The 22,999-nt window shown below is 67.6% G+C and carries 21 protein-coding genes and 1 pseudogene; 17 read left to right on the top strand and 5 right to left on the bottom strand.

The window, feature by feature from the left end; translation table 11 throughout:
• Positions 1-61: 61 nt before the first annotated feature.
• The 3 genes and pseudogenes from EJI01_RS21575 to EJI01_RS21565 all read right to left on the bottom strand — a co-directional run.
• Positions 62-223, bottom strand: a pseudogene (locus EJI01_RS21575) (cupin domain-containing protein); the annotation flags it as partial.
• Between the two features lie 114 nt (positions 224-337).
• Entirely contained in the window at positions 338-1,297 is a 960-nt protein-coding gene (locus EJI01_RS21570; protein ID WP_260602572.1) for a tripartite tricarboxylate transporter substrate binding protein, read from the bottom strand.
• A 156-nt stretch (positions 1,298-1,453) separates the two neighbouring features.
• On the bottom strand, positions 1,454-2,698 hold the full coding sequence (locus EJI01_RS21565) for a CaiB/BaiF CoA transferase family protein (protein WP_126839180.1): 1,245 nt from the start codon (positions 2,696-2,698) through the stop codon (positions 1,454-1,456).
• A 107-nt stretch (positions 2,699-2,805) separates the two neighbouring features.
• Between EJI01_RS21565 and EJI01_RS21560 the strand changes: the two genes are divergently transcribed.
• Positions 2,806-3,687, top strand: coding sequence for an SMP-30/gluconolactonase/LRE family protein (locus tag EJI01_RS21560; RefSeq protein WP_126839179.1), 882 nt, complete (start codon positions 2,806-2,808; stop codon positions 3,685-3,687).
• Between the two features lie 8 nt (positions 3,688-3,695).
• On the opposite strand, the gene EJI01_RS21555 is transcribed toward EJI01_RS21560, so the two are convergent.
• A complete protein-coding gene (locus tag EJI01_RS21555) occupies positions 3,696-4,607 on the bottom strand; it encodes a LysR family transcriptional regulator (RefSeq protein ID WP_126839178.1) in 912 nt (303 codons plus the stop codon).
• 100 nt (positions 4,608-4,707) lie between these two features.
• Between EJI01_RS21555 and EJI01_RS21550 the strand changes: the two genes are divergently transcribed.
• The 12 genes from EJI01_RS21550 to EJI01_RS21495 all read left to right on the top strand — a co-directional run bounded on the left by EJI01_RS21550 (position 4,708) and on the right by EJI01_RS21495 (position 17,263).
• Positions 4,708-5,799, top strand: a complete 1,092-nt coding sequence (locus EJI01_RS21550; RefSeq protein ID WP_126839177.1) for an LLM class flavin-dependent oxidoreductase — start codon at positions 4,708-4,710, stop codon at positions 5,797-5,799.
• 18 nt (positions 5,800-5,817) lie between these two features.
• Positions 5,818-6,780, top strand: a complete 963-nt coding sequence (locus EJI01_RS21545; RefSeq protein WP_126839176.1) for a flavin reductase — start codon at positions 5,818-5,820, stop codon at positions 6,778-6,780.
• A 20-nt stretch (positions 6,781-6,800) separates the two neighbouring features.
• Positions 6,801-7,988, top strand: a complete 1,188-nt coding sequence (locus EJI01_RS21540) for an acyl-CoA dehydrogenase family protein (RefSeq protein ID WP_126839175.1) — start codon at positions 6,801-6,803, stop codon at positions 7,986-7,988.
• A gap of 9 nt (positions 7,989-7,997) precedes the next feature.
• Positions 7,998-9,131 carry an acyl-CoA dehydrogenase family protein gene (locus EJI01_RS21535; protein WP_260602571.1) on the top strand — a complete coding sequence of 378 codons (1,134 nt, stop codon included), beginning with the start codon at positions 7,998-8,000 and terminating at the stop codon, positions 9,129-9,131.
• On the top strand, positions 9,128-9,889 hold the full coding sequence (locus tag EJI01_RS21530; protein ID WP_126839173.1) for an enoyl-CoA hydratase/isomerase family protein: 762 nt from the start codon (positions 9,128-9,130) through the stop codon (positions 9,887-9,889). Before EJI01_RS21535 ends, EJI01_RS21530 begins: the two co-directional genes overlap by 4 nt.
• Before the next feature lie 3 nt (positions 9,890-9,892).
• Complete coding sequence (locus EJI01_RS21525; RefSeq protein ID WP_126839172.1) at positions 9,893-12,019, top strand: acetate--CoA ligase family protein; 2,127 nt, start codon at positions 9,893-9,895, stop codon at positions 12,017-12,019.
• A complete protein-coding gene (locus EJI01_RS21520; protein ID WP_126839171.1) occupies positions 12,016-12,774 on the top strand; it encodes an SDR family NAD(P)-dependent oxidoreductase in 759 nt (252 codons plus the stop codon). The genes EJI01_RS21525 and EJI01_RS21520 overlap by 4 nt, the downstream gene beginning before the upstream one ends.
• Complete coding sequence (locus tag EJI01_RS21515) at positions 12,771-13,151, top strand: VOC family protein (RefSeq protein ID WP_126839170.1); 381 nt, start codon at positions 12,771-12,773, stop codon at positions 13,149-13,151. The genes EJI01_RS21520 and EJI01_RS21515 overlap by 4 nt, the downstream gene beginning before the upstream one ends.
• Complete coding sequence (locus tag EJI01_RS21510; protein ID WP_126839169.1) at positions 13,148-13,678, top strand: nuclear transport factor 2 family protein; 531 nt, start codon at positions 13,148-13,150, stop codon at positions 13,676-13,678. The genes EJI01_RS21515 and EJI01_RS21510 overlap by 4 nt, the downstream gene beginning before the upstream one ends.
• A 4-nt stretch (positions 13,679-13,682) precedes the next feature.
• Entirely contained in the window at positions 13,683-14,852 is a 1,170-nt protein-coding gene (locus EJI01_RS21505; protein WP_126839168.1) for an acyl-CoA dehydrogenase family protein, read from the top strand.
• Between the two features lie 129 nt (positions 14,853-14,981).
• A complete protein-coding gene (locus EJI01_RS21500; protein ID WP_185879002.1) occupies positions 14,982-16,040 on the top strand; it encodes a DUF3500 domain-containing protein in 1,059 nt (352 codons plus the stop codon).
• A gap of 83 nt (positions 16,041-16,123) precedes the next feature.
• Positions 16,124-17,263, top strand: coding sequence for a hypothetical protein (locus EJI01_RS21495; protein ID WP_126839166.1), 1,140 nt, complete (start codon positions 16,124-16,126; stop codon positions 17,261-17,263).
• Here EJI01_RS21495 and EJI01_RS21490 read toward each other — a convergent pair.
• A complete protein-coding gene (locus EJI01_RS21490) occupies positions 17,244-18,257 on the bottom strand; it encodes an AraC family transcriptional regulator (RefSeq protein ID WP_126839165.1) in 1,014 nt (337 codons plus the stop codon). The two genes, EJI01_RS21495 and EJI01_RS21490, sit on opposite strands and share 20 nt — an antisense overlap.
• A gap of 201 nt (positions 18,258-18,458) precedes the next feature.
• Here EJI01_RS21490 and paoA point away from each other — a divergent pair, with 201 nt between their 5' ends.
• The 4 genes from paoA to EJI01_RS21470 all read left to right on the top strand — a co-directional run bounded on the left by paoA (position 18,459) and on the right by EJI01_RS21470 (position 22,999).
• Positions 18,459-19,106: an aldehyde dehydrogenase iron-sulfur subunit PaoA gene (paoA, locus tag EJI01_RS21485; protein WP_126839164.1), complete on the top strand. Its 648-nt coding sequence runs from the start codon at positions 18,459-18,461 to the stop codon at positions 19,104-19,106.
• Positions 19,103-20,053: an FAD binding domain-containing protein gene (locus tag EJI01_RS21480; protein ID WP_126839163.1), complete on the top strand. Its 951-nt coding sequence runs from the start codon at positions 19,103-19,105 to the stop codon at positions 20,051-20,053. The genes paoA and EJI01_RS21480 overlap by 4 nt, the downstream gene beginning before the upstream one ends.
• 2 nt (positions 20,054-20,055) lie before the next feature.
• The gene (paoC, locus tag EJI01_RS21475; RefSeq protein WP_126839162.1) at positions 20,056-22,266 is read left to right on the top strand and encodes an aldehyde oxidoreductase molybdenum-binding subunit PaoC; all 2,211 of its coding nucleotides are present in this window, start codon (positions 20,056-20,058) and stop codon (positions 22,264-22,266) included.
• A 160-nt stretch (positions 22,267-22,426) separates the two neighbouring features.
• Positions 22,427-22,999, top strand: a complete 573-nt coding sequence (locus EJI01_RS21470; RefSeq protein WP_126839161.1) for a hypothetical protein — start codon at positions 22,427-22,429, stop codon at positions 22,997-22,999.

Below are 22,999 nucleotides of genomic sequence, written 5' to 3'. Positions count from 1 at the left end.
TTACGCTTGTCGCGGGCAATCAGCGGCTCGGATCTGATGGGCACCCCGAGCCAGGTGCGCGTCAGCTCTTAGGCTTCGCGTATTCCTCTGCGCTCATCATCTCCAAGCCAACGAACGGGTCGTTGCCTTCCACCCATGCGTCGTGGCCCGGAGGAATGGTGTACGACATGCCTTCCTCGATTGCGGTCTTCGAGCCGTCGTTCATTTACACGGTGATTCGACCGCGGCCACCCTTCCGGCGACCCATTTTTCCGCCTGAGTCGCGCGGACCTTGCGTCCGCGCCGTCAATCGGGGGCGTCGCCCCTGGGCGGCCTTCGAATCACCAGGCCTAACCGCTCATTGCACCTGCTTCGGAAGGTTCAGGCTCTGCAGCAGCGGGACCCAGCGATCGTGCTCCGTGCGCACGAACTTCGCCAGCTCCTCGGGCGTACCGCCGCGCGGCTCCATGCCGATGGCGCGGGCCTTGGTAACGAACTCCGGGTCGGCGATCACCTGGTTGACCGCCTTGTTCAGACGGTCGATCGCGTCCCTCGGCGTGGCAGACGGCACGGAAAGCGAGTACCACAGCGTGGCTTCGAGGTCGTAGCCCATTTCCTTGAACGTCGGCGCCTCGGGCAGCTGGGGCAGCCTGCGGCTGTCCATCACGCCCAGCACGCGGAGCTTGCCGCTGCGGATGTGCGGCAAGGAGCCGGTGAGGGACGTCCCATGGATGTCGATCTGGCCGCCGAGCAGGGCCTGCACGGCGGGTGCATCGCCGTTGAAGGGGATATGGGTGGTACTGATGCCGACGTTCTTCTCGAAGCTCATGGGAGCGAGGTTGGTCAGGATCGCCGCACCCGGGGAGCCGCGGTTGATCTTGCCGGGGTTGGCCTTGGCGTACGCGACCATCTCCTTGATGTTGTGGTACGGCAGGTCGGCCCGGCCGACGATGATCGCCGGCTGGTAGGCGATCTGCGTGACCGGCGCGAAGTCCTTGTTGGGATCGTAGGGCAGCTTCTCGTAGAGGACGGTGTTGTTCGCCAGGGTCCCCAGCGATGACACCAGCACGGTGAGCCCATCCGGGCGCGACCTCGCCACGTAGTCTGCGGCGACGATGCCGCTGGCGCCGGGCTTGTTTTCCACGATGATCTGGGTCCCGCGCTTCGTCAGTTCGGCTGCAAGGATGCGGACGTACTGGTCGGTGCCTCCACCGGCGGCGAAGGGGACGACGATCTTGGTGGCCGTCTGCGCATGGACCGAACCCAGCGCCACGACCAGTCCGGACAGCAGTCCCGAGATGAATTTCAGATAGCTCACTTTGTCTCCTTGTTGTCCCTCAGCGGGCGGGTAAATCCTGAACTCAGTCTATGGCTGGGTGCAGCGCGCGGACGTGCAGGGAATGAAAAGCTGCTTTGTATGTCGTGCACGCGGGGCAGCGCTGCGCGGCCTATCCGCGTCGATCCGTTGAGCACTTCAACGAATGACATCCACCGTTCCGGGGACGCGGGCGGACTGATCGGCCTTCACGACGCCTGCCTCGCGCAGCGCCGCGATCTCGGCATGGCTCAACCCCGCCTCCCGCAGCAATTCCTCGGTGTGCGCGCCGTGGGCCGGTGCGGCCTGGGTCTGGCGGCGCGGCGTGTCGCACAGCTCGTAGGGCAGGCCGAAGCTGCGATAACCGGGGCGATCGCCGTTCGGCGCAGCCTCGATGACCATGCTGCTGGCCCGGAAGTCTTCGCCTGCAAGGGCATCGCTGTAGCTGCGCACGACACCCACCACGATGCTGTTGCGAGTGAGCAGGTCGACGCACTCGCGCGTGCCGTAGCGCGAAAGCCGTTCGCTCACGGCCTCCTTCATGGCCGGCCGGTTCGCGACCCGCAGCTCGTTGGTGAGGAAGCGTGGGTCGGTCGCCAGCTCGGGGCAGCCGATGGTCTCGCACAGGCGCACCCAGTGCGCCTGCACGTAGGCGGAGACGACGACCATGCCGTCGCGGGTGCGAAAGATGTCTGCTGCCGGGGCGCTCAGCGGCTGGCCGTCGCCGCTGCGGGTGGGCTCGACGCCGCGCGCCAGGTAGTCGCTCCAGTTCGGCAGCTGCAGGTTCAGCGCCACTTCCAGCAGCGAGATGCGGATGGTTTCGCCGATGCCGGTGCGCACGCGGCGGAACAGCGCGGCGAGGATGGCCTGGGCCGCCACCTGCACGGTGGCCGTGTCGATGATGGTGGCGCCCACCTTCTGCGGCAGGCCCTGCGGCTCGCCGGTCACCGACATCAGGCCGCTTTCCGCCTGCGCCGCGATGTCGTAGCCGGGCCGGTCGCGCGAAGGCGCGCTCGCGGGGAAGCCGCTGATCGAGACGTAGACCAGTCCCGGCTGTCCTTCGCGCAACGCATCGGCGCCCAGTCCAAGTGCCTCGGCAGCCCCAGGCCGCAGGTTCTGCACCACCACGTCGGCATGCGCGATCAGGCGCCGCGCGATCTCCACCCCGCGCGGATTGCGCAAATCCAGGGCAATCGACTTCTTGCTGCGGTTGTAGGCGCGCAGCATGGCGTGGCCGAAGTGGCCCGTGTGGCGCGCCATGTCGCCTTCCAGCGATTCGACCTTGACCACCTCCGCGCCGAGGTCGCCCAGCGTCATCGCGGTGCCGGGGCCCGCGATGTAATTGCCGAGTTCGATAACGCGGATGCCCTGCAGGGGCGGGGGAGGAGCGGCTCGTTCGTTCATCCGGGTCACTCTAGGAGCCGGGCGGGAGCACGGGAACGCAGGAAGCGCAAAGCTGCTTTGCAGGGCGCGCCATCGGCGGCGCCGGATCGCCGCCAAACTTCGAGCCCATGACGACCGTGGAGATTCGAAGGATCGGCGAGACGAAGGACCTGCTCGGCGAAAGCCCATGCTGGCATGCGCGCACGCATTCCGTGTGCTGGATCGACTCGCTGGCGGGAACGCTACGGCGGCTGTGGCCTGCCGCCGGGGAGGCCGAGCAACACGGCCTGCCCGCGCCGGTCGGCTCGATCGCGCCTTGCGAAAGCGGCTCGGTGGTCGCGGCGCTGAAGAACTGCTTCGCCCGCTACGACTTCGCCTCGCGCAAGCTGGAGATCCTGGCCCGCATCGACATCGATCACCCGGACGTGCGCCTCAACGACGGCAAATGCGACCCCTGGGGCAACTTCATCGCCGGCACCATGCACATCAACCGCCAGCCGGGCGACGCTGTCCTCGGCGGCCTGTATCGGCTGCGGCCCGACTGCTCTGTGGAGCGCATTGCGGATGCATTCGGGTTGACCAACGGTCCCTGCTTCAGCCTCGACGGCCGCACGCTCTACGTGGCCGACAGCGCGGTCCGCACGATCTGGGCCTATGACTACGCGCCGGAAGGGCCGTTGTCCAGGCAGCGCGTCTTCGTGCAGACCGAGGATTACGGCTCCGGCCCCGACGGCGCGACCGTGGACGCCCAGGGCTTCCTCTGGACCGTGCTGACCCGGATCGGAAAGATCGCCCGCTTCGCGCCCGACGGACGGCTCGACCGAATGGTGGAACTGCCGGCCACCCATCCGACCAGCCTCTGCTTCGGCGGACCGCAGTTCGAAGTGGCCTATGTCACGTCGATCTCCAGGAGCACGCATCTCGCGGGCCTCCGGCCGCAGGATGGCGGCCTGTTCGCGCTCAGCGGGATGCCGGCCGCCGGAATGCCGGCGCACCGCTTCGCGGACTGAGGCCGGCCTCAGGCGGCATCGCCTTCGCGCAGCGCCTCGGCGATGAAGTCGACGAAAGCGCGCACCTTCAAGGGCAGCGCGCGGCTCTGGCGGAACACCGCGTAGATCCCGTTGGAGAACCCGCGCACTGCGAACCGGTAGTCGGGCAGGAGCCGCACCAGCGAGCCGTCCTGGATGCAACTGCGCACCGTGGGCTCCGACAGCAGCGCAATGCCCATGCCGCCGATGGCGGCCAGCCGCAGCAGCTCGCCGTTGTTCGAACTGAGCACCCCCCGGATCACCAGCTCCTGCTGCTCTCCCTGTTCGTCGATGTACTTCCAGGTGGTGGCCTCATGCTCGCGTCGGTACGTGAGGCATCGAACCTCCGGCAGGTCGCGCGGATGCCGGATCCGCTTGTAGACCTTCATGAAGGAGGGGCTGGCCACCAGCACTTCGTCGCTGCTGAGCAGCCGCTTGATCACGAAGCTCGAATCGTGCGACTCCCCGGTGCGGATGTCGATGTCGAAATCCTGCTCCACCAGGTTCACCGGGTGTTCGGAAAGTTCCATCTCCAGCTGGATGTCCGGATGGCGCTCGGCGAAGCGCGGCAGCAGCGGCGCGATCACGCGCAGGCCGATCTGCGTGCGCGAGTGGATGCGCAGCCGCCCCTCGGGGAGGAGCTTCGAGCTGCGCGCGGCTTCTTCCGCCTCCGCCATCGCCTCCAGCACCACCTCCGCGCGCGTCAGGAAGGCCTGTCCCGCCTCGGTGACCTTGAGCTTGCGGCTGGTGCGGTCCACCAGTTGCACGCCCAACTCTTCCTCCAGCGCGCTGATGCGGCGCGAGATGGTGGCAGGGGAAAGACTGAGGCTGCGCGCCGCCGCCGAGAGGCTTCCCTTCCTCAAGGTGGTCACGAAGATTCGCAGCGAGTCGAGGGCCTTCATTTCAGAAACCGCAAAGAAGGTGTGCGCGGCGTGGTGCGCAGGGCAGGCACCCCGTTCCTAAGATCGCTCCACGCAACCAAAGCCAACCAGGAGCCTCGTCATGGATTTCGGAATCTTCATTCTGATGCAGCAGCGAAACAAACATAAGACCTCCCACCAGATCCTGCGCGATGCCGTGGAGCAGACGCGGCTGGCGGACGAACTGGGCTTCGGCGGCGCCTGGTTCGCGGAACATCATTTCAGCAACTACGGCATGTGCTCGTCGCCGCTCACGATGATCGCGCACTGCGCCGCCGTCACCCGCAACATTCGCCTGGGCACCGGCATTGTCGTCGCACCGCTGTACACCCCGGCCCGCCTGATCGCCGACGTCGCGATGGTGGACCAGCTGTCCGACGGCCGCCTGAACCTGGGCATCGGCTCCGGCTACCAGCACTTCGAGTTCGAGCGCTTCGGCGTTTCGCTGGAGACCTCCAAGCAGCGCACGCTGGAGATGCTGGACATGCTGGAGCTCGGCCTGAAGGAGCCGAAGTTCGCCTACGACGGCCAGTTCTACCAGCAGCCCGAGAGTGCGATCAGCCAGCGCGCAGTGCAGCAGCCGATGCCGCCGTTGTGGGTGACCAGCGTGGACCCGACCTTCCTGGCCCGCGCCGTGCGTGGCGGCCACCACGTGTTCGTCTCCGGCGGCGACGGCGGCGTGGAGAAGCTGCAGGCCACCCGCGCCCTGATCGACAAGGTGGCTGTGGGTGAAGGCAAGAACCCGGCCCAGGTGCCGGTCGGCGTGCTGCGCGCGGCCTACGCCAGCGAGAACAAGGCCGAAGTGGATCGCTACCTCGATTGCGCCCGCTACCAGCGTCGCGTGGCGCTCAGCCTGAAGCGCCGCACGGCGCAGATCGGCGAGGACTACCAGGTGGCCGAGACGATGGTGGAAGGGGAGCCGACCCTGGACGAGATGCGTGCCCTGTTGCCCGTGGGCTCGGTGGACACGGTGATCGAGCGGGTGGTGCGCGAGATCCGCGCCATCAAGCCCGTGCACTACTGTTTCCAGACGCAGATGGGTGACTTCGACCACCCCACGATGCTGAAGCACCTGGAGCTGTGGGCCAAGGTCATCATGCCCGCCGTGCAGCGCGAGATTGCCAACGACCCGCCGCACGTGGCCAAGCCGGCCACCGAGGTCGCCGCCGCCTGAGGCGCGCAGGTATACGCCATGACCAGCACGACCTTGCACCGCGATGCCATCGAACCGACGCTGTTTCGACAGCTGCTCGGCTGCTTTCCGACGGGCGTGGCCATCATCACGACGCGTACCGCCGACGGACAGCCCGCAGGCCTGACCTGCAATTCCTTCAGCTCGGTATCGCTGGAGCCGCCGCTGGTGCTGTTCAGCCTGCGCAAGGCAAGCAGCTTGCTGGGCGCGTTCGCCGAAGCCGATGCGTTCGCCATCAACATCCTGTCCGAGCGCCAGGATGCGCTGTCGAGTCGCTTCGCCTCGAGCAAGATCGCGGACAAGTTCGAAGGCGTGGCCTGGCGCTCGGGGCCTCTCGGGATGCCGGTCATCGAAGACTGCCTCGCCAGCTTCGAGTGCAGCGTCCACGCCCGTCATGAGGCCGGCGATCACGACGTCTTCATCGGAGAAGTGAAGCACATGAGCGGAGGCCCCGCCGACCAGGCGCTGGTGTTCTACAAGGGCGCCTACATGATGCTGGCCGAGTCGCTTCGCACGCTGGTGATCCAGGGCCGGCTCGGCTCGGCCGATCTCGATGAAGCCTACCGCACGCTGTATGGGACGCTGCTGCGGCTGGCGTGCGAGCGAGCCGCCGAAGGCGAGATCGATGCGATCGAGGCCGCCGTCGACGGCATCGAGCGACATCAGGCCACGGAATCGCTCGACCAGCGCATCGAGTCGGCAAGCCGCTTCTTCTCCGCCATCGCGGCCGCCGGCCACAACGAGGCCCTCACGCTGATGGCGCAGACGATGACCACCATCCTGCGCGAACGGATGACGCACGTCATCCGGATGCGGCCGCGGCCGGACTTGTTTCCGCTTCGGCGCAAGGTCGTGCTCTGCCTTCGCCGGCGTGACGCGGACGGGGCCGCTGCCGCCCTGGACGAACTGATCACGAAGCTGCGCACGGGCGGCGACGCGGCCGCCGAGCCCGGCGGCCAATAGACAACAGGACTGGAGACAACATGTCGAACACCGAAATCGCCGATGGCGAGGCGGATGCTTACGCCGCGTTCCGCCGCGAGCTGGAGGACTTCGCCCGCAGCGCCTGCCCGCCGGAGATCCGCGCCGTGGTCGCCGCGGGCCAGAAGGTCACCAAGCGCGAATACCTGGGGTGGCAGAAGATCCTCCATGAGAAGGGCTGGGGCGCGCCCAGCTGGCCGCGCGAGCACGGCGGCACCGGCTGGGACATCCAGCAGAGGTTGATCTTCGAGGAAGTGATGGCCGAGGCCGATTGCCCGCCGCTGTACCACCACGGTCTGGGTCACATCGGCCCCGTCATCATCCGCTTCGGCACCGCCGAGCAGAAGGCGCGCTTCCTGCCGCGCATCCTGGATGGCTCCGACTGGTGGTGCCAGGGCTACTCGGAGCCGGGCTCGGGCTCGGACCTCGCGTCGCTCAGCACCAGCGCGCGGCTGGACGGCGCCGACTACGTGATCAACGGCCAGAAGATCTGGACCTCGCACGCGCACGAAGCCAACATGATCTACATGCTGGTGCGCACCTCGAAGGAGGCGAAGAAGCAGGACGGCATCTCGCTGATCCTGGTGCCGATGGACAGCAAGGGCATCACGGTGCGCCCCATCCGCACCATCGACGGCTGGCACCATCTGAACGAGGTGTTCTTCGACGAGGTGCGTGTGCCCGCCGCCAACCTGATCGGCGAGGTCGGCAAAGGCTGGACCTGCGCCAAGTACCTGCTGGAACGAGAGCGCCTGCCGCCGGCGAATGTCGCGCGGCTGGAACTGGTGCGCCGGCAAGTCACGCGCGTGGTGGAAGAGGCTGCGAAGGCGGTCGTCGGCCGCCGAGATTTCAGCAGCCTGCGCTACAGGCTGTTGCTGGCCGAAGCCGACGTCAAGGGTGCGCGCGTCATCCTGGCCAACGCGACGGATGACCTGAAGCACCAGCGTCCGCTCGGCGTGCAGCCTTCGGTGATCAAGCTGCTGTGCAGCGACGTCGCCCAGCGCCTGACCTCCATCGCGCTCGATGCGGTCGGACCAGAGGCGGCCCACCGCTTTCTCGCCGATGACGGCGAGGGCGAGCCCGGCGCGACCTGGGTGCAGAACTACATGTTCACGAGGGCGAGAACGATTGCGGGCGGCACCTCCGAAGTGCAGCGCAATGTCGTCGCCAACGAATTGCTGGGAGCCTGAAAAGTGTCCATGTCATTCACGCCATTGTTTCCCGGCATGCTGCTCGATGCGGCCGACCGCTTCGCGCAGGACCATGCCGCGACGCAGAACTTCACCGATGCCGATCCGATCCGTGAAATGGGCTGGGCCTGCACGGTCGTGCCCGAAGAGTCCGGCGGCGTCGGCGGCACGCTGGCCGACCTTGGCTCCGTCGTCGAGGGCCTCGCCACGCACGGGCTGCACTTGCCGGTGGTGGAGACCTGTGCCGTCGCACCCATCTTGCTGCAGGCCGCGGCGCCCGAAACCGCCGCGCGCTGGCTGGAAGCCGTGTGCGAGGGCAGCGCGAAGATCGCGCCGCTGACCGCGCTGTCCGCATCGCTGGACGACATCGCGGTGCAGGCGAAGCAGCTGGACATCGGCTACGAGCTGACCGGGGCGGTCCAGGGCGTCGATGTGTCGCTGGAGGCCACGCACTATCTGGTGCCCGCGGTGCTGCAGGGCACGGGCGAGGCGGCGATCTTCCTGGTCGACAGGGAGCGCATCCCCGCGCCCGCGACGAGCTACCGCACGATGGAAGGGCGGCGCGGCGCCGACTTCCGGCTGGAGCAGCTGACAGTGCCGGCGCTGGCCTGCATGGCGCGCGGCGCCGAGGCGCAGCGCGCGCTGGTCCAGGCCGACAACGCGGCCCTCCTGCTGACGGCGGCGGACACCGTGGCCGCGCTGGCCGCGCTGATCCAGCAGACCGTGGACCACCTGAAGGAGCGGCGCCAGTTCGGCGTGACGCTGTCGTCCTTCCAGGTGCTCAGGCACCGCACGGCCGACATGTACGTGCGCTACCTCGGCGCCAAGGGCCTGCTGATGCACGCCTTCCGGGAATACGAGAGCGGCGCGGCCGGCCTGCGCCGCACGCTGCGCCTGATGAAGGTGGCGCTGGCGGACAGCGCAAGGGCTTGCGCGGAAAGCGCGATCCAGATGCATGGCGGCATGGGCGTGAGCGAGGAGGTCCTGGCCACGCGCCTGGCCCAGCGCCTGCTGGCCTCCGAATTCCGCTACGGCGACCGCCTCACCCACGCGGCGCGGCTGCTCGCGCCGCAAGACCCCGATGCCCCGGCGGACGAGTCGCCGACTCGCGCCGCAACCCACCTTTCCAGGAGTTCGCCATGAACGTCAGCCTTGAAGTTTCCGAGTACGTCGCCGTCGTGCGGCTCGACAAGCCGCCGGTCAACGCACTGGACCGCGCGACGCGGCAGCGCCTGATCGATGTGTTCGACGAGGTCTCCGAACGCGCCGACATCCGCGTCGCCATCCTCACCGGCACGGGCAAGTATTTCTGCTCCGGCGCCGACCTGAAGGATCGCCCCGACGCCGACAAGCCCGGCGACTTCCTGGGCCACAACCGCCTGACGCGGGAGACCGGCAACGCGATCCGCGAGTGCGCCAAGCCAGTGATCGCCGCCGTCAATGGTCCGGCCTTGGGCGCCGGCTTCGGCCTGATGGCCGCCTGCGACATCTTCCTGGCCTCCGAGGACGCGAGCTTCGCGATGCCGGAGATCAACGTCGGACTGGCCGGTGGGGTGTCGATGCTGCGGACCATGTTCGGCCGATCCTTCACGCGTCGCATGTTCTTCACCGGCATGCGCGTGCCCGCCGCCGAGTTGTACCGCCGGGGCGTGCTGGACGAAGTGCTGCCGCCGGACCAGCTGCTGCCCGCGGCCCTGCGCCTGGCGCAGGAGATGGCATCCAAGAGCCCGCTCGCGCTGGCCTACGCCAAGCAGGCCGCCAACATGATGGACCTGATGCCGCAGCGCGACGGCTACCGCTTCGAGCAGAACATCACCATGGCGCTGTCCAAGACCGAGGACGCCAAGGAAGCGCGCCAGGCCTTCCTGGAAAAGCGCCCGCCGGTCTACAAGGGACGTTGAGCCATGACCGTCGTAGAAGTGGGAAGGGGCCTGGACGCGCTGTTCCAGCCGCGCTCGATCGCGATCGTCGGCGCCTCGGAGGACGTGACCAAGATCGGCGGGCGGCCGCTGCAGTTTCTCCTGAAATACGGCTACCGCGGCGCGATCTACCCGATCAACCGCAAGGCCGGCACGGTGCAGTCGCTGCCCGCCTACGCGAGCGTGGCGGACCTGCCGGAGGCGCCCGAGCTGGCCGTGGTGGCGGTGCCGCCCGAGAGCGTGCTGGATGCGATCAAGGACTGCGCGAGCCGAGGCGTGCGCGCGGCGGTCATTCTCTCCGCCGGCTTCTCCGAGATGGGCGAGGAAGGCAGCCGGCTGCAGGCCGCGATCGGCCGGGTTGCGAAGACATCGGGCATGCGCATCGTGGGGCCGAACTGCCTGGGCTCCATCGGGGTGGCCGAGAAAAGCATCGCGACCTTCTCGGTGGCGCTGGAGTCGGCCATGCCCGCCGCGGGGCATGTCGGCATCGTCTCGCAAAGCGGCAACCTCGGCAGCTACACCATGCGCCTCGCCGCCGAACGCGGCATCGGCATCAGCCGCCTGCTCACCACCGGCAACGAATGCGATGTCGACATCGCCGACGGCATCGCCTCGCTGGCCAGCGACCCGGCCACCTCGGTGATCCTGTGCTGCATGGAAACCTGCCGCGACGCCGGCAAGCTGCTGCGGGCGATGTCGATGGCGCGCGAGGCCGGCAAGGCCATCGTCGTGCTGAAGGTCGGCGTGTCGGCGGCCGGCAGCGAGGCAGCCGCATCGCACACCGGCGCGTTGGCAGGCTCGGACGCGGTGTTCGACGTGGTGCTGCGCAATGGCGGCGCCATCCGGGTGCCGGGCATCGAGCAGCTGCTGGACGTCGGCCACGCGATCTCGGTGGTCGGCGCAGCGCGCGTTCCGAAGGGCAACCGCGCTGCGCTGGTGACGGCCTCGGGCGGTTTCGGCGTGCTGATGGCCGATGCGGCGAGCGTGCAGGGCCTGGCCTTGCCGAAACTCTCCGCGCGCACGCAGGCGCGCATCCTCGCCGTGCTGCCGTTCGCATCGGCTGCGAACCCGGTCGACATGACGGCCCAGGTGTCGAGCCGGCCGGAGCTGCTGGTCGAGGTGCTGTCGGCGGTGGCGGAGGATGAATCCTGCGATGCCGTGATCCTCCAGTCCGCGTATGCCTTCCAGCTGCCGCGGCTGCGCGACATCTACCTCGCCGCGCTGGAACAGGTGCGCCGCGACCATCCCTCGCGGCTCATTCTTCTGTGCTGCAAGCCGCCGCGCGACACCATGGCGCAGCTGAACGAGATGGGGTTCCCCACGGTTGAAACCATCGATGCGGCTTGCTCGACGCTGGCAGCGCTGGTGCGGCTCGGCACGCGCGGCGAACCCGCCGCGACGGCTGCGCCGGCGGCATCGGACGAAGTGCTGCCCGACGAAGCCTTCGTCAACGAGGCGAATGCGAAGGCGGTGTTGGCGCAGGCGGGGCTGCCCGTGCTCAAGGAGATCACGGCTGCGAGCCGGGACCAGGCGCTGGCGGCGGCGCGCGAGATCGGATTTCCGCTCGTGCTCAAGATCGTCTCGCCCGACATCCTGCACAAGACCGAGGTCGGCGGCGTCGTGGTCGGCGTGCGCTCGGAGGTGCAGCTCCTGGACGAGTACGACCGCTTGCTGGCGCGGGTCGCGCAGAAGGCGCCGCGGGCGCGGATCGCAGGCGTGCTGGTGGCGCAGATGGCGCAGGGCGGCATCGAGCTGATCCTCGGGACCAAGAAAGACCCGGTCTTCGGACCGGTGGTGATGGTGGGCCTGGGCGGGATCTTTGCCGAGGTGCTGCGCGACGTGGCGCTGCAAATCGCGCCCGTCAGCGAACAGCAGGCGACGCAGATGCTGCGCTCGCTCAAGGCCTTCCCCTTGCTCGACGGCGCGCGCGGCCGGGCCAAGGCGGACGTGGCGGCTGCGGCGCGCGCCGTCGCGGCGCTCTCGCAATTCGCCGCGCGGCACGCCGATGTCGTCGCGGAGATCGACATCAATCCATTGGTGGTGATGGACCAGGGGCATGGCGCATTCGCGCTCGATGCGCTGCTGGTGCCGGAAACGAAAGGCAAGCAATGAATGCATCTCTCGAAGGCCGCGCCGGCTTCATCAGCGGCGCCGGCCATGGCATCGGCCGGGCCGCCGCGCTCGCCATGGCCAGGCTGGGCGCCACGGTCGGCGTCAATGACCTGAAGCAGGAGTTCGTGGAAGAGACCGTCGCCGAGATCCTCAGACTCGGCGGCAAGGCGATCCCGCTGCCGCAGGACGTCTCGACCCGCGACGGCATGCGCGAAGCCGTGCTGCGCTTCGCGCGCGACGCCGGCCGCCTGGACGTGATGGTCAACAACGCCGCCTGGGTGCGCTACCAGCCGCTGGCGGAGATCACGCCCGAGGTGATGGACCGCATGGTCGACATCGGCTTCAAGTCGGTGATCTGGGGCATCCAGGCCGCCGCCGAGGCGATGGACCCGGAGCGCGGCGGCTCCATCATCAATGTGGCGTCCATCGCTGCCTTCAAGTCGCCGGCCCGGTCGGTGGTGTATAGCGGCCTCAAGGCGGGCGTGCTCGGGATCACCCGCGCCGCCGCCGCCGATCTGGGTGCGCGGCGCATCCGCGTCAATGCGGTGGCGCCGGGCGCGGTGCCGACCGAAGGCACGGCGAAGCACCGCAATGCGGAACTCGATGCGAAGCGCATCGCGCGCACGCCGCTCGGCCGGCTCGGGACGGTGGAAGACATTGCCGACGCGATCTGCTTCCTGGCCGGCGACGGCTCTCGGTTCATCAGCGCGGATGTGCTGCGCCTCGACGGCGGCGCGTCGGAGACTTCGCTGTGAGCGCGACGCACAGCGCTCCTCAACGGCTGCAGAACGTGTACGTGGTGGCGCAGCGGCCGGCCGAAATGCATTCCTTCTACGAATCCGCGCTGGGGCTCAAGCTCAAGTTCCAGGACAGGGACCGCTGGTTCCAGTACGGCGTCGGCAACACCAGCGTGGCCGTGGCGTGCCAGGATGAGGCGGCGCCGGCGACGTCCGGGCTCGTGATGGTGTTCGAGGTGGAGGACTTCGCCGGGGCCGAGGAACGCATCGCCGGCGCGGGCGGCCAGGTGCTCGGCATCCGTGACATGGGGGCGCACGGCGCGGTGATGTCGCTGCGCGACCCCGAAGGCAACGTCGTGCAGCTGTTCAAGCGAGCGGCCGCTCCGGCGCAATGAGTTCCGCTGCGCAGCTGCAGGCCCTGCTCGATCGCGAGGCGATCCGGGAGTGCCTCCATCGCTATTGCCGCGGCATCGACCGTGCCGACGAGGCGGCGCTGCGATCCGCCTACTGGGAGGACGCCACGGACTGCCACGGCGCCTGGAAGGGCAGCGCCGCGGGTTTCATCGATCAAGCATTGCAACGCCTGCGCCTGGGCGGCCGGCGCGTGCACCAGGTGAGCAATGTTTCCATCGAGCTGCATGAGGATCGCGCGGGGGTGGAGAGCTGCTTTCTTGCGCTGCAGGCCGCTGCCGGGAACCCCAGGCAGACCTTCTTGTGCGGACGCTACGTCGACCGCTTCGAACGCCGGCACGGCGAGTGGCGGATCGCCGCCAGGACGGTCGTGTACGACTGGATCGAGGAGCGCGAGCGCCCGGAGCTCGCGCTCGCCGATGAGGACCTGTTCGGTGCGCGACAGCCGGTGGGTTGCGCAGCGCCCGGGGATTCGGTGTATGCGCTGCTGCGGCAAGTCCGCATCGGATAGACACGTGATCCGTCACCCTGAAAAATTTGGAGCCCTGCTCGCCGAAGTGCGCCAGTTCGTCCGCGCCGAGTGCTTGCCTCTCGAGGAGGAGGTCGACCGCAACGACGAGATCCCCGAGGCGCTGGTGCAGCGCATGCGCGAGATCGGCCTGTTCGGCCACAGCATTCCCGAGGCCTATGGCGGCGCCGGCCTGACCACCGAGGAGCTGTCGCTGGTGAACATCGAGGTCTCGCAGGTGGCGACTGCATTCCGGGCGCGCTTCGGCGGCAACACCGGTATCGCGTCGGAGTCCATCGTGGTCGACGGCACGCCCGGGCAGAAGAAGACCTACCTCCCGCGGCTCGCCAGCGGCGAGATGACCGGCTGCTTCGCGTTGACCGAGCCGGAAGCCGGCTCCGACGCGACGGCACAGAAGACGGTCGCGGTGCGCGACGGCGACAGCTTCCTGATCACCGGGAAGAAATGCTTCATCACCAATGCACCGATCGCCGACCTGTTCACCGTCTTCGCCAGGACGGACCCGGACGCGAAAGGCGCCAAGGGCATCACCGCATTCCTCGTCGAGCGGGGCGCGCCGGGCTTGTCGACCTCCGCGCCCTGTCGCAAGCTGGGCCAGCATGGGTCCCCGGTGGGCGAGGTCGTGCTGGACCGGGTCAGGGTTGCAGCCTCCGCCATCGTCGGCGGCATCGAAGGGCAGGGCTTTCGCACCGCCATGAAGACGCTGAACAAGCAGCGCATCAACCTGGCCGCCCTGTGCACTGGCCCTGCGATCCGGCTCGTCGAGGAGATGGCGAAGCACGCGCAATCGCGCCGGCAGTTCGGGCAGCCGATCGGCGAGTTCCAGCTGGTGCAGCAGATGATCGCCGAGAGCAACACGGAGGTGCATGCGGCGCGTGCACTGGTGCTCGAGACCGCACGCAAGCGGGACGACGGCGCCGACGTCACGATGGAAGCATCCATGTGCAAGCTGTTCGCCTCCGAGATGTGCGGCCGCGTCGCGGATCGGGCCGTGCAGGTCTTCGGCGGCGGCGGCTACATGGCCGGCAATGTGGCTGAGCGCTTCTACCGCGATGTGCGCCTGTTCCGGCTCTACGAGGGAACGAGTCAGATCCACCTGGTCAACATCGCCAAGCGAACCATCGCGCTGGCTGCACAGGAAGCGGCGAACGCCTGAATCCCATGCTCACCTCGCATCGAGCGAATGTCGAATGATGTTCCGCCGATGCTCTCCGACTCGACTCGCCATCCGGACTCAGGCATTCTTGCACCTGTTCATTGGTCATCTCAAGTAGAAAGACCGACCATGCTGCTGCGCACTCTCCCCGCCTGGATGAGCTGCTGGACCTTGCTCGCCGTGGTCCCCCTTGCCGCCGCAGCAGCCGACACCAGCCGCGCGGCGCAGGCGATGACGGCCGCGGCGCGGGCGCTGCTGGGGGCGACTCCGGCCGGGCAGCGGCCGGAGCTGCTGCGGCCGTTCACGCTGGAGGCGCGTGCCGATTGGAACTACACGCCGCGCAGCCGGCCCGGCATTGCATTCAAGGCCATGGAGGATGCACAGCGCCGGGCGGCGCAGCAGTTGCTGGCCGCGGCCTTGTCGGAGCCTGGACTGGTCAAGGTGCAGGCCGTCATCGCATTGGAAATCGCGCTGCGCGAAATCGAATCCTTCGGCTTCTCGCGCGATCCGGAGAACTACGCCATCGCGTTGTTCGGCACGCCGGACTCCACTTCGCCCTGGGGCTGGCGTATTGAAGGGCATCATCTCTCGCTGCACTTCACGCTGGCCGACGGCCAGGTGGCGGCCACGCTGCCGCAGTTCTTGGGTGCCAATCCGGCGCAGGTGCCGCGCGACATCGCCAACAAGGGCCCGCGCAAAGGCCAGCGCGCGCTGGGCGAGGAGGAAGACCGCGCCTTTGCGCTGCTGGCCGCGCTCTTGCCGGCGCAGCGCCAGCAGGCCATCTTCAGTGACCGGCCGTTCGGCGACATCGTCACGCGCAATGCCGCCCAGCTGGACCCGTTGGCACCTGTGGGTGTGGCCTTCAGCGCCATGGATGCAGCGCAGCAGGCCTTGCTGCTGCGCATCATCGAATCGCTGGCCTCGGTGGCCGAATCTTCGTTGGCACAGCAGCGACTGGAACGCGTGCGTGCGGGTGGCCTGGACGGCATCCGCTTCGGATGGGCCGGCGCCACCGAGCCCGGCCAGCCGCACTACTGGCGCATCCAGGGCGCGCGCTTCTTGATCGAATGGGACAACTCGGGCGGCAACCACATCCACAGCGTATGGCGCGACTTCCAGGGTGACTGGGGGCGCGACGTGCTCGGCGAACACTACGGCCGCGCGCGCGCAAGCAGCCACCGGCACTGAGCGTCGCGTTCTGGTGAGGTGCCTGGGCGTTGGGTCGGGCAGAAGGTGTGCTGCGGCGCATCGGTCTGGTACAAAGCTTCCCCATGACCGTCCCGCTCGCGGCTTCGATCGTCGATCTCTTGCTCGGCTCGGCGCTCGGACCTTCCGACGAAGCCGCGAGCAATCGCTGCTCGCTCGAGGGCTTCACGTGGGGACTCAATCACGAGGGCGTGACCGAGGTCGGCATCCGAAAGCTCGAAGCGACGGCGCTCAGGCTTGCGGCAGGGCCGCTTGTGCTGGAGATCGGCCATATCGTCGTGCACAACCTGTTGGGGCAAGTGCGGACCGAGGCCGGCACATCGCGTCTGTCCGTCGTCGAGGCGGCAAAGGCCGAGCTGTCGGGCGTGAAGCTGCTCGGCCCTTTGATCGTGTCGCCGCAGATCAAGAGGGTGCATGACGCCTTGCAGGGGCGAATCGGCGTGGCGCCACCTACCGATACTGCAACAGGCGGCGCAGGCGCCGACAGATGGTGCTTCGGTCCACTCGCTACAGCCGACGGCACGATTCGCGGAGAGATCACGGACGCGCACTTGCTGTTCGACGCCGAGGTGACGGTGCCGATACGGCACGGGGAGGTCGACTTCAACGACGCCACTGTCGAGCATGTGGGGCCGGATTCACGCATGGGCGTGAGTCGACTCGGGCTCTATGTCGACGCCCCGAACGGGCGTAGCTATCTCTATCAGTTTGCGTCGGCGCCGCTTGTGGGCGTGGAGTTCGAGCGGCGCGGCGCTTTGCTGAGCCCGTGGGTTTCCGAGCGCGGCAAGCTGCGGCTGCAGTCCTTTGTCGAGGCGCTGCTGCGCCAGGCCGATGGCGGCCGGAGCCAGGGCCTCACGCAGCAGGCACGTCTTCTCCTGGGGCGCACCGCGCTTTCTGGTGACGTGCAGCTTGGCGATGGACTCTTCGCCGTGCCCGGCATGCAAGCCCACACGGAGGGGCGTACCGACGGTCGCAATGCGATCGGACTCCACTCGGAAGCGGTCGGTAGCGGCTTGACTTTGGAGATGGCTTCGCTATCTGTCCGCGACGCGGTGGCGAGGTGGGCCGGCATCCATCTGAGCTGCGACAAGATCATGGCGCGGCTGAAGCTCCAGCTTTTTGCCGGAGATCCGCAGATGCGCTTCGTTCTCGAACTTCAGAACGGCACAGTTGCAGGACCGCGGCTCAATCTGCGCCGTCCCTGACGTGTGTACCTGGCTGACTCCCGGCATTGCGCCCGCGCGCGGAACTTGACGCCGCGTCAGCGCCATTGGTTTCGCTTCGCAATGCCGCGATATCGCGCTTGGGCGGCACTCCGAACAAGCGACCATACTCGCGGCTGAACTGCGATGGGCTCTCATAGCCGACCTGGAATGCCGCACTCGCCGCGTCCAGGTGCTCGTTCAGCATCAACCGTTTCGCTTCGTTGAGCCGCAGCCATTTCTGGTATTGCAGTGGGCTCATCGCGGTAAGTTGTCGAAAGTGATGGTGAAAGGTTGGGGCACTCATCTGTATGCGGGCTGCGAGTTCTTCGATACGAAGCGGGGTGGCGTAGTTCGCCTTCAGCCAGTCGATGGCCTTTGCAATCCGATGACCCTGGTTGTCCACGGATGCGATCTGGCGCAGCAGAGGCGCCTGATCGCTCGTCAACAGGCGATAGTGAATTTCTCGCTGGACAAGAGGCCCGAGAACCGGGATGGCTTCCGGCTCGTTCAGCAGATCCAGCAGGCGCCTGAAAGACTCCAAGAGGACCGGCGTGACCGAGCCGATACCTACGCTTCTTCCGACAGAGCGATCTCGGGGAAGCGGCAATCCGCCCTGCGCGATCAGTTCGGTCAGCATGCGGAGGTCGATCTTCAACGTCAGACCCAGGCAAGGTCGGTCGGGACTGGCAACGATCACCTCCGAGCTGGCCGGCAGATCCAGCGATGTAATTAGGAAGCGTGAGGCGTCGTAGGGATACGCTTGGCCGCCTATCAGCATCTGCTTGGTACCTTGAACGACGAGGACGATGCACGGCTCCACCATGCAGAAGAAGGGCCCCGACGGCACTTTGCGCTGAAAGAACGTGAGATTCGGAATCGGGGTCGCGCAATCTTCCTTTCCCATTGCCCATTGCATGATGGTGCGAGCCAGCTGCTCATGCGGGGTCGCGGGCGGTGCGCTTCGCTGTCGTGCCATGTCGTCGTGAAGTGTCATGCGCGCAAGAAAATCTCTTGAACGCTACCTTACTCCGAACGGCAGAACTTGCCCCACGGGACGCTGCGACATCATCGGATTAGGCAAGAAAACAAGCGAAATGTTCTATCGATCCCGTACGAGCTCTAGAAGAATGGCGAGCTTCGCCCACGGCGAACGAACCGGCACCACGTACCCGAACTTCGAACGACAGGAGCTGACATGGACAGTCCCACGACCCCCTTGATCTCGCGACGCGACGCCCTCATTGCCGGCGCCGGCGCCGCCGCCGCCGCGGCGGTTTCGTCTTCTGCGCCTGCCGCGGCAGCGCAGCCTGTGCCCTCGGCGGCGGCAATACCCCGTGCGAAGCTATCGCTGAACGTCAACGGCCAAGCCCGTTCGCTCGAGCTCGATACGCGCACGACCTTGCTCGATGCGCTGCGCGAACACCTGAACCTGACCGGCACCAAGAAAGGCTGCGACCACGGCCAGTGCGGCGCCTGTACGGTCATCGCCGACGGAAGGCGGATCAATTCATGCCTGACGCTCGCCGTCATGCACGAGGGCGCGCAGGTCACCACCATCGAAGGACTGGGCACGCCGCAGCGCATGCACCCGATGCAGGCCGCATTCGTCAAGCATGACGGCTACCAGTGCGGCTACTGCACGCCCGGCCAGATCTGCTCCGCGGTCGCCGTCCTCGACGAAATCAAGCAGGGGGTCCCGAGCCACGTGAGCACGGATCTCACCGCGCGACCTCTCCTGTCGGCCGACGAGCTGCGCGAGCGCATGAGCGGCAACATCTGCCGCTGCGGCGCCTACTCCAACATCGTCGATGCCATCACCGAAGTGGCCGGGAGCAGAACATGAAGCCGTTTACCTATGAGCGTGCACATTCTCCGGCGCAGGCTGCGGCGGCCGTCGCCCGCAGCCCGGGTGCGAAGTTCATCGCCGGCGGCACCAATCTGCTGGACCTGATGAAGCTGCAGATCGAAGCGCCGACGCACCTGGTCGACGTGAACGGTCTTGCCCTGGACAAGATCGAAGCGGCGCCCGAGGGCGGCTTGCGCGTTGGCGCCCTGGTGCGCAACACCGACCTGGCCGCCGACGAACGCGTGCGACGCGACTACGGCGTGCTGTCCCGCGCGCTGCTGGCGGGCGCCTCCGGCCAGCTGCGCAACAAGGCGACGACGGCGGGCAACTTGCTGCAACGCACGCGCTGCCCCTACTTCTACGACACGGACCAGCCGTGCAACAAGCGCCAGCCTGGGAGCGGTTGCAGCGCCATCGGCGGTGTCACTCGCCAGCAAGCGGTGATCGGCGCGAGCAAGGCCTGCATCGCAACCCATCCGAGCGACATGGCCGTCGCGATGCGCGTGCTCGACGCGACGGTCGAGACGGTACGCCCCGATGGACGCACGCGCGTGATCCCGATTGCCGATTTCCACCGCCTGCCCGGCGACACCCCGCACATCGAGACCGCGCTGGAGCGGGACGAGCTGATCACCGCCGTCACGCTCCCGCGGCCGGTCGGCGGCACGCAGATCTACCGCAAGGTCCGCGATCGCGCCTCCTATGCCTTTGCGCTTGTTTCCGTCGCGGCGATCGTGCAGCGCGACGGCTCGGGCCGGGTGGCACTGGGCGGCGTGGCCCACAAGCCGTGGCGCCTCGAGGCTGCGGAGGCCGCGCTGCCGCAGGGCGCGAAGGCGGTGACGGCGCAGCTGCTGGCCGGTGCAGAGCTGTCCCACGAGAACGCATTCAAGTTGCCATTGGCCGAGCGCACGCTGGCCGCCGCCCTGCTGCAAGCGAGGAGCTGATCATGAAGTTCGACACACCCGCCACGACCAATCCGATCGACCAGCTCAAGGTCATCGGCAAGCCGACCGACCGGATCGATGGACCGGTGAAAACCACGGGCTCCGCCCGCTACGCCTATGAACGCAACGCCGAAGCGCCCGACGCCGCCTACGGGTACGTGGTGGGCGCCGGCATCGCGAAAGGCCGCATCGCCTCGATGGACCTGAGTGCCGCCCGCGCGGCACCGGGCGTCCTGGCCGTCGTCACGGCGCGCAATGCCGGCAAGCTCGGCAAGGGCGACTTCAACACGGCCAAGCTCCTGGGCGGGCCCGAGATCGATCACTACCATCAGGCCGTCGCGCTCGTCGTGGCCAATACCTTCGAACAGGCGCGCGCCGCGGCGCAGCTGGTGCGCATCGACTACACGCGTTCGCCGGGCCGCTTCGACCTGAGCGCCGAAATGGCGGCGGCGCAACTGCCCAAACCGAACCCGTTCTCTGGCGAGCCGGAAACGAAGGCGGGCGACTTCGCCGGCGCATACGCCGCGGCCCCGGTGCAGCTCGATGCGACCTACACCACGCCCGACGAGTCGCACGCGATGATGGAGCCGCATGCGTCGATCGCGGCCTGGAAGGGCGAGAAGCTCACCATCTGGACATCGAACCAGATGATCGCCTGGGGCGTCGGCGACGTGGCCAAGACGCTCGGCATCCCCAAAGCCAATGTCCGGCTGGTCTCGCCCTTCATCGGCGGCGGCTTCGGCGGCAAGCTGTTCGTGCGCACGGATGCGGTGCTTGCCGCGCTGGGTGCGCGAGCGGTCCGCCGGCCCGTGAAGGTGGCACTGCAGCGGCCCTTGATGATGAACAACACCACGCACCGGCCGGCAACCATCCAGCGCATCCGCATCGGTGCCACGCGGGAGGGCAAGATCACCGCCATCGCCCACGAGGGCTGGTCCGGCGACCTTCCGGGCGGGCAGGCGGAGACCGCGGTCAACCAGACCCGGCTCCTGTACGCCGGCGCGAACCGCCTGACGACCACGCGGCTGGCGGTGCTGGACTTGCCCGAAGGCAATGCCATGCGCGCGCCCGGCGAGGCGCCGGGCATGATGGCGCTGGAGATCGCCATGGACGAAATGGCGGAAAAGCTGGGTCTCGACCCGGTCGAGTTTCGGGTGCGGAACGACACGCAGGTCGATCCCGAGAAGCCGGAGCGCCCGTACTCCCAGCGCAGATTGATCGAATGCCTGCGCACCGGGGCCGAACGCTTCGAATGGAGCAGGCGCAACGCACGACCGGGGCAGCAGCGTGACGGACGCTGGCTTGTGGGCATGGGGGTCGCCGCGGCTTTCCGCAACAACCTGCTGACAAAGTCGGCCGCGCGCGTTCGCCTGGACAACCGTGGCATGGTCACCGTGGAAACCGACATGACCGACATCGGCACCGGCTCGTACACCATCATCGCGCAGACCGCTGCCGAAACGATGGGCGTGCCGCTGCAGAGGGTGCTCGTGCGCCTCGGCGATTCGGCGTTTCCCGTCTCGGCCGGCTCCGGCGGGCAGTGGGGTGCCAACAACTCGACCTCGGGTGTCTACGCGGCGTGCATGAAGCTGCGCGAGGCCGTGGCGAGCAAGCTCGGCATCGCATCGGGCGACGCGGAGTTCTCGGACGGCATGGTGCGCGCCGGCGAGCGCACGGTGCCGCTCGCCGAGGCCGCCGGCGCGAACGGCCTGGTTGCCGAGGACGGCATCGAGTACGGCGACCTCGACAAGAAGTACCAGCAGTCGACTTTCGGCGCCCACTTCGTGGAGGTCGGCGTCGACGCCGCGACCGGCGAGATACGGGTCCGGCGCATGCTCGCCGTGTGTGCCGCTGGGCGCATCCTGAACCCCAAGTCCGCCCGCAGCCAGGTGATCGGCGCCATGACGATGGGCGTCGGCGGGGCGCTGATGGAGGAACTGTCACTCGACAAGCGGCATGGCTTCTTCGTCAACCACGACCTGGCGGGCTACGAGGTGCCGGTACACGCGGATATTCCCCACCAGGACGTGATCTTCCTGGACGAGACGGACCCGATCTCTTCACCGATGAAGGCCAAGGGTGTGGGCGAGCTCGGCATGTGCGGCGTCGCTGCTGCGGTGGCCAATGCCGTCTACAACGCGACCGGCATTCGCGTGCGGAACTATCCGATCACGCTCGACAAGCTGCTGGATCGCCTGCCGCCGGTGGCTTGAGCCGCAGCAGGGCGGCCCGTCCCTGCAAGCCATATCGCTGAAGCAAGGCGCGTTGTCCTCGTTGTTCGGCGAAACGCGCGAACCCCGCTGCGGCGAGAATGTGCCACCGCTGGCCGGGCATTCGGCCGCTGATGGCTGGGAATCGACCCCCTGATGAACCTTGAGCTTTGAGAAACTGCACCTCGCGGGGCCGGACCTGTCGAGCTACGAACTGGGCAAGCCCATCGTCGCCCGTGATCGAGGTCGCCTTCTCGGCTCGGTGGACCCGGTCGAAGTAAGCGCCGACAGGTCGGAAGTTCGCATCAGTCGCTTTCTGCCTTCGCCGTCTGTCAAAACCGAGCAGCGCAACTTCGGCCCGCTCTTGCTGGTCGAGGTCACCATGTTCCTGGCCGAGCGCTTCCCGAGCATACAGAGCGTGCACTTTACGTTGACCCGGGAAATAGAGATGTACGGCGACGGCATGATGGTCGCGGCCGCACGGATCGAGCTGCTAAGGAGCATCGGTGCGACAAACGTTCATGCTCGACCGAAGCCGGATCCGAGCAAGCCCGGCAACTTCGTGCTTCAAGGCGTCTGGCTGTACACAGAAGACAACCTCGGCGCTCTCCGGGCAGCACTGACCACCCAGCGCGCGCTCTATCGCGAGCACCTGCGCCGCGTCCGAGCGGACAAGCGTCCGGTTCAGCTGCTGCGTCGCTTGCAGCAGTGGTGGTCGAACGATGGTCCCAGATGA

The sequence above is a fragment of the Variovorax sp. MHTC-1 genome (assembly GCF_003984645.1).
In the GTDB taxonomy this organism is placed as follows: Bacteria; Pseudomonadota; Gammaproteobacteria; order Burkholderiales; family Burkholderiaceae_C; genus Variovorax.
Note: the sequence above shows the minus strand (reverse complement) of the source record. Positions and strands in the feature narration are given on the sequence as shown.

Excerpts from the sequence above, each read along its gene's own strand:
- EJI01_RS21565 (WP_126839180.1), bottom strand. The coding sequence starts at position 2,698 with ATGAACGAACGAGCCGCTCCTCCCCCGCCCCTGCAGGGCATCCGCGTT.
- EJI01_RS21560 (WP_126839179.1), top strand. The coding sequence starts at position 2,806 with ATGACGACCGTGGAGATTCGAAGGATCGGCGAGACGAAGGACCTGCTC.
- EJI01_RS21555 (WP_126839178.1), bottom strand. The coding sequence starts at position 4,607 with ATGAAGGCCCTCGACTCGCTGCGAATCTTCGTGACCACCTTGAGGAAG.
- EJI01_RS21550 (WP_126839177.1), top strand. The coding sequence starts at position 4,708 with ATGGATTTCGGAATCTTCATTCTGATGCAGCAGCGAAACAAACATAAG.
- EJI01_RS21545 (WP_126839176.1), top strand. The coding sequence starts at position 5,818 with ATGACCAGCACGACCTTGCACCGCGATGCCATCGAACCGACGCTGTTT.
- EJI01_RS21540 (WP_126839175.1), top strand. The coding sequence starts at position 6,801 with ATGTCGAACACCGAAATCGCCGATGGCGAGGCGGATGCTTACGCCGCG.
- EJI01_RS21535 (WP_260602571.1), top strand. The coding sequence starts at position 7,998 with ATGTCATTCACGCCATTGTTTCCCGGCATGCTGCTCGATGCGGCCGAC.
- EJI01_RS21530 (WP_126839173.1), top strand. The coding sequence starts at position 9,128 with ATGAACGTCAGCCTTGAAGTTTCCGAGTACGTCGCCGTCGTGCGGCTC.
- EJI01_RS21525 (WP_126839172.1), top strand. The coding sequence starts at position 9,893 with ATGACCGTCGTAGAAGTGGGAAGGGGCCTGGACGCGCTGTTCCAGCCG.
- EJI01_RS21520 (WP_126839171.1), top strand. The coding sequence starts at position 12,016 with ATGAATGCATCTCTCGAAGGCCGCGCCGGCTTCATCAGCGGCGCCGGC.
- EJI01_RS21510 (WP_126839169.1), top strand. The coding sequence starts at position 13,148 with ATGAGTTCCGCTGCGCAGCTGCAGGCCCTGCTCGATCGCGAGGCGATC.
- EJI01_RS21500 (WP_185879002.1), top strand. The coding sequence starts at position 14,982 with ATGCTGCTGCGCACTCTCCCCGCCTGGATGAGCTGCTGGACCTTGCTC.
- EJI01_RS21495 (WP_126839166.1), top strand. The coding sequence starts at position 16,124 with ATGACCGTCCCGCTCGCGGCTTCGATCGTCGATCTCTTGCTCGGCTCG.
- EJI01_RS21490 (WP_126839165.1), bottom strand. The coding sequence starts at position 18,257 with ATGACACTTCACGACGACATGGCACGACAGCGAAGCGCACCGCCCGCG.
- paoA (WP_126839164.1), top strand. The coding sequence starts at position 18,459 with ATGGACAGTCCCACGACCCCCTTGATCTCGCGACGCGACGCCCTCATT.
- EJI01_RS21480 (WP_126839163.1), top strand. The coding sequence starts at position 19,103 with ATGAAGCCGTTTACCTATGAGCGTGCACATTCTCCGGCGCAGGCTGCG.
- paoC (WP_126839162.1), top strand. The coding sequence starts at position 20,056 with ATGAAGTTCGACACACCCGCCACGACCAATCCGATCGACCAGCTCAAG.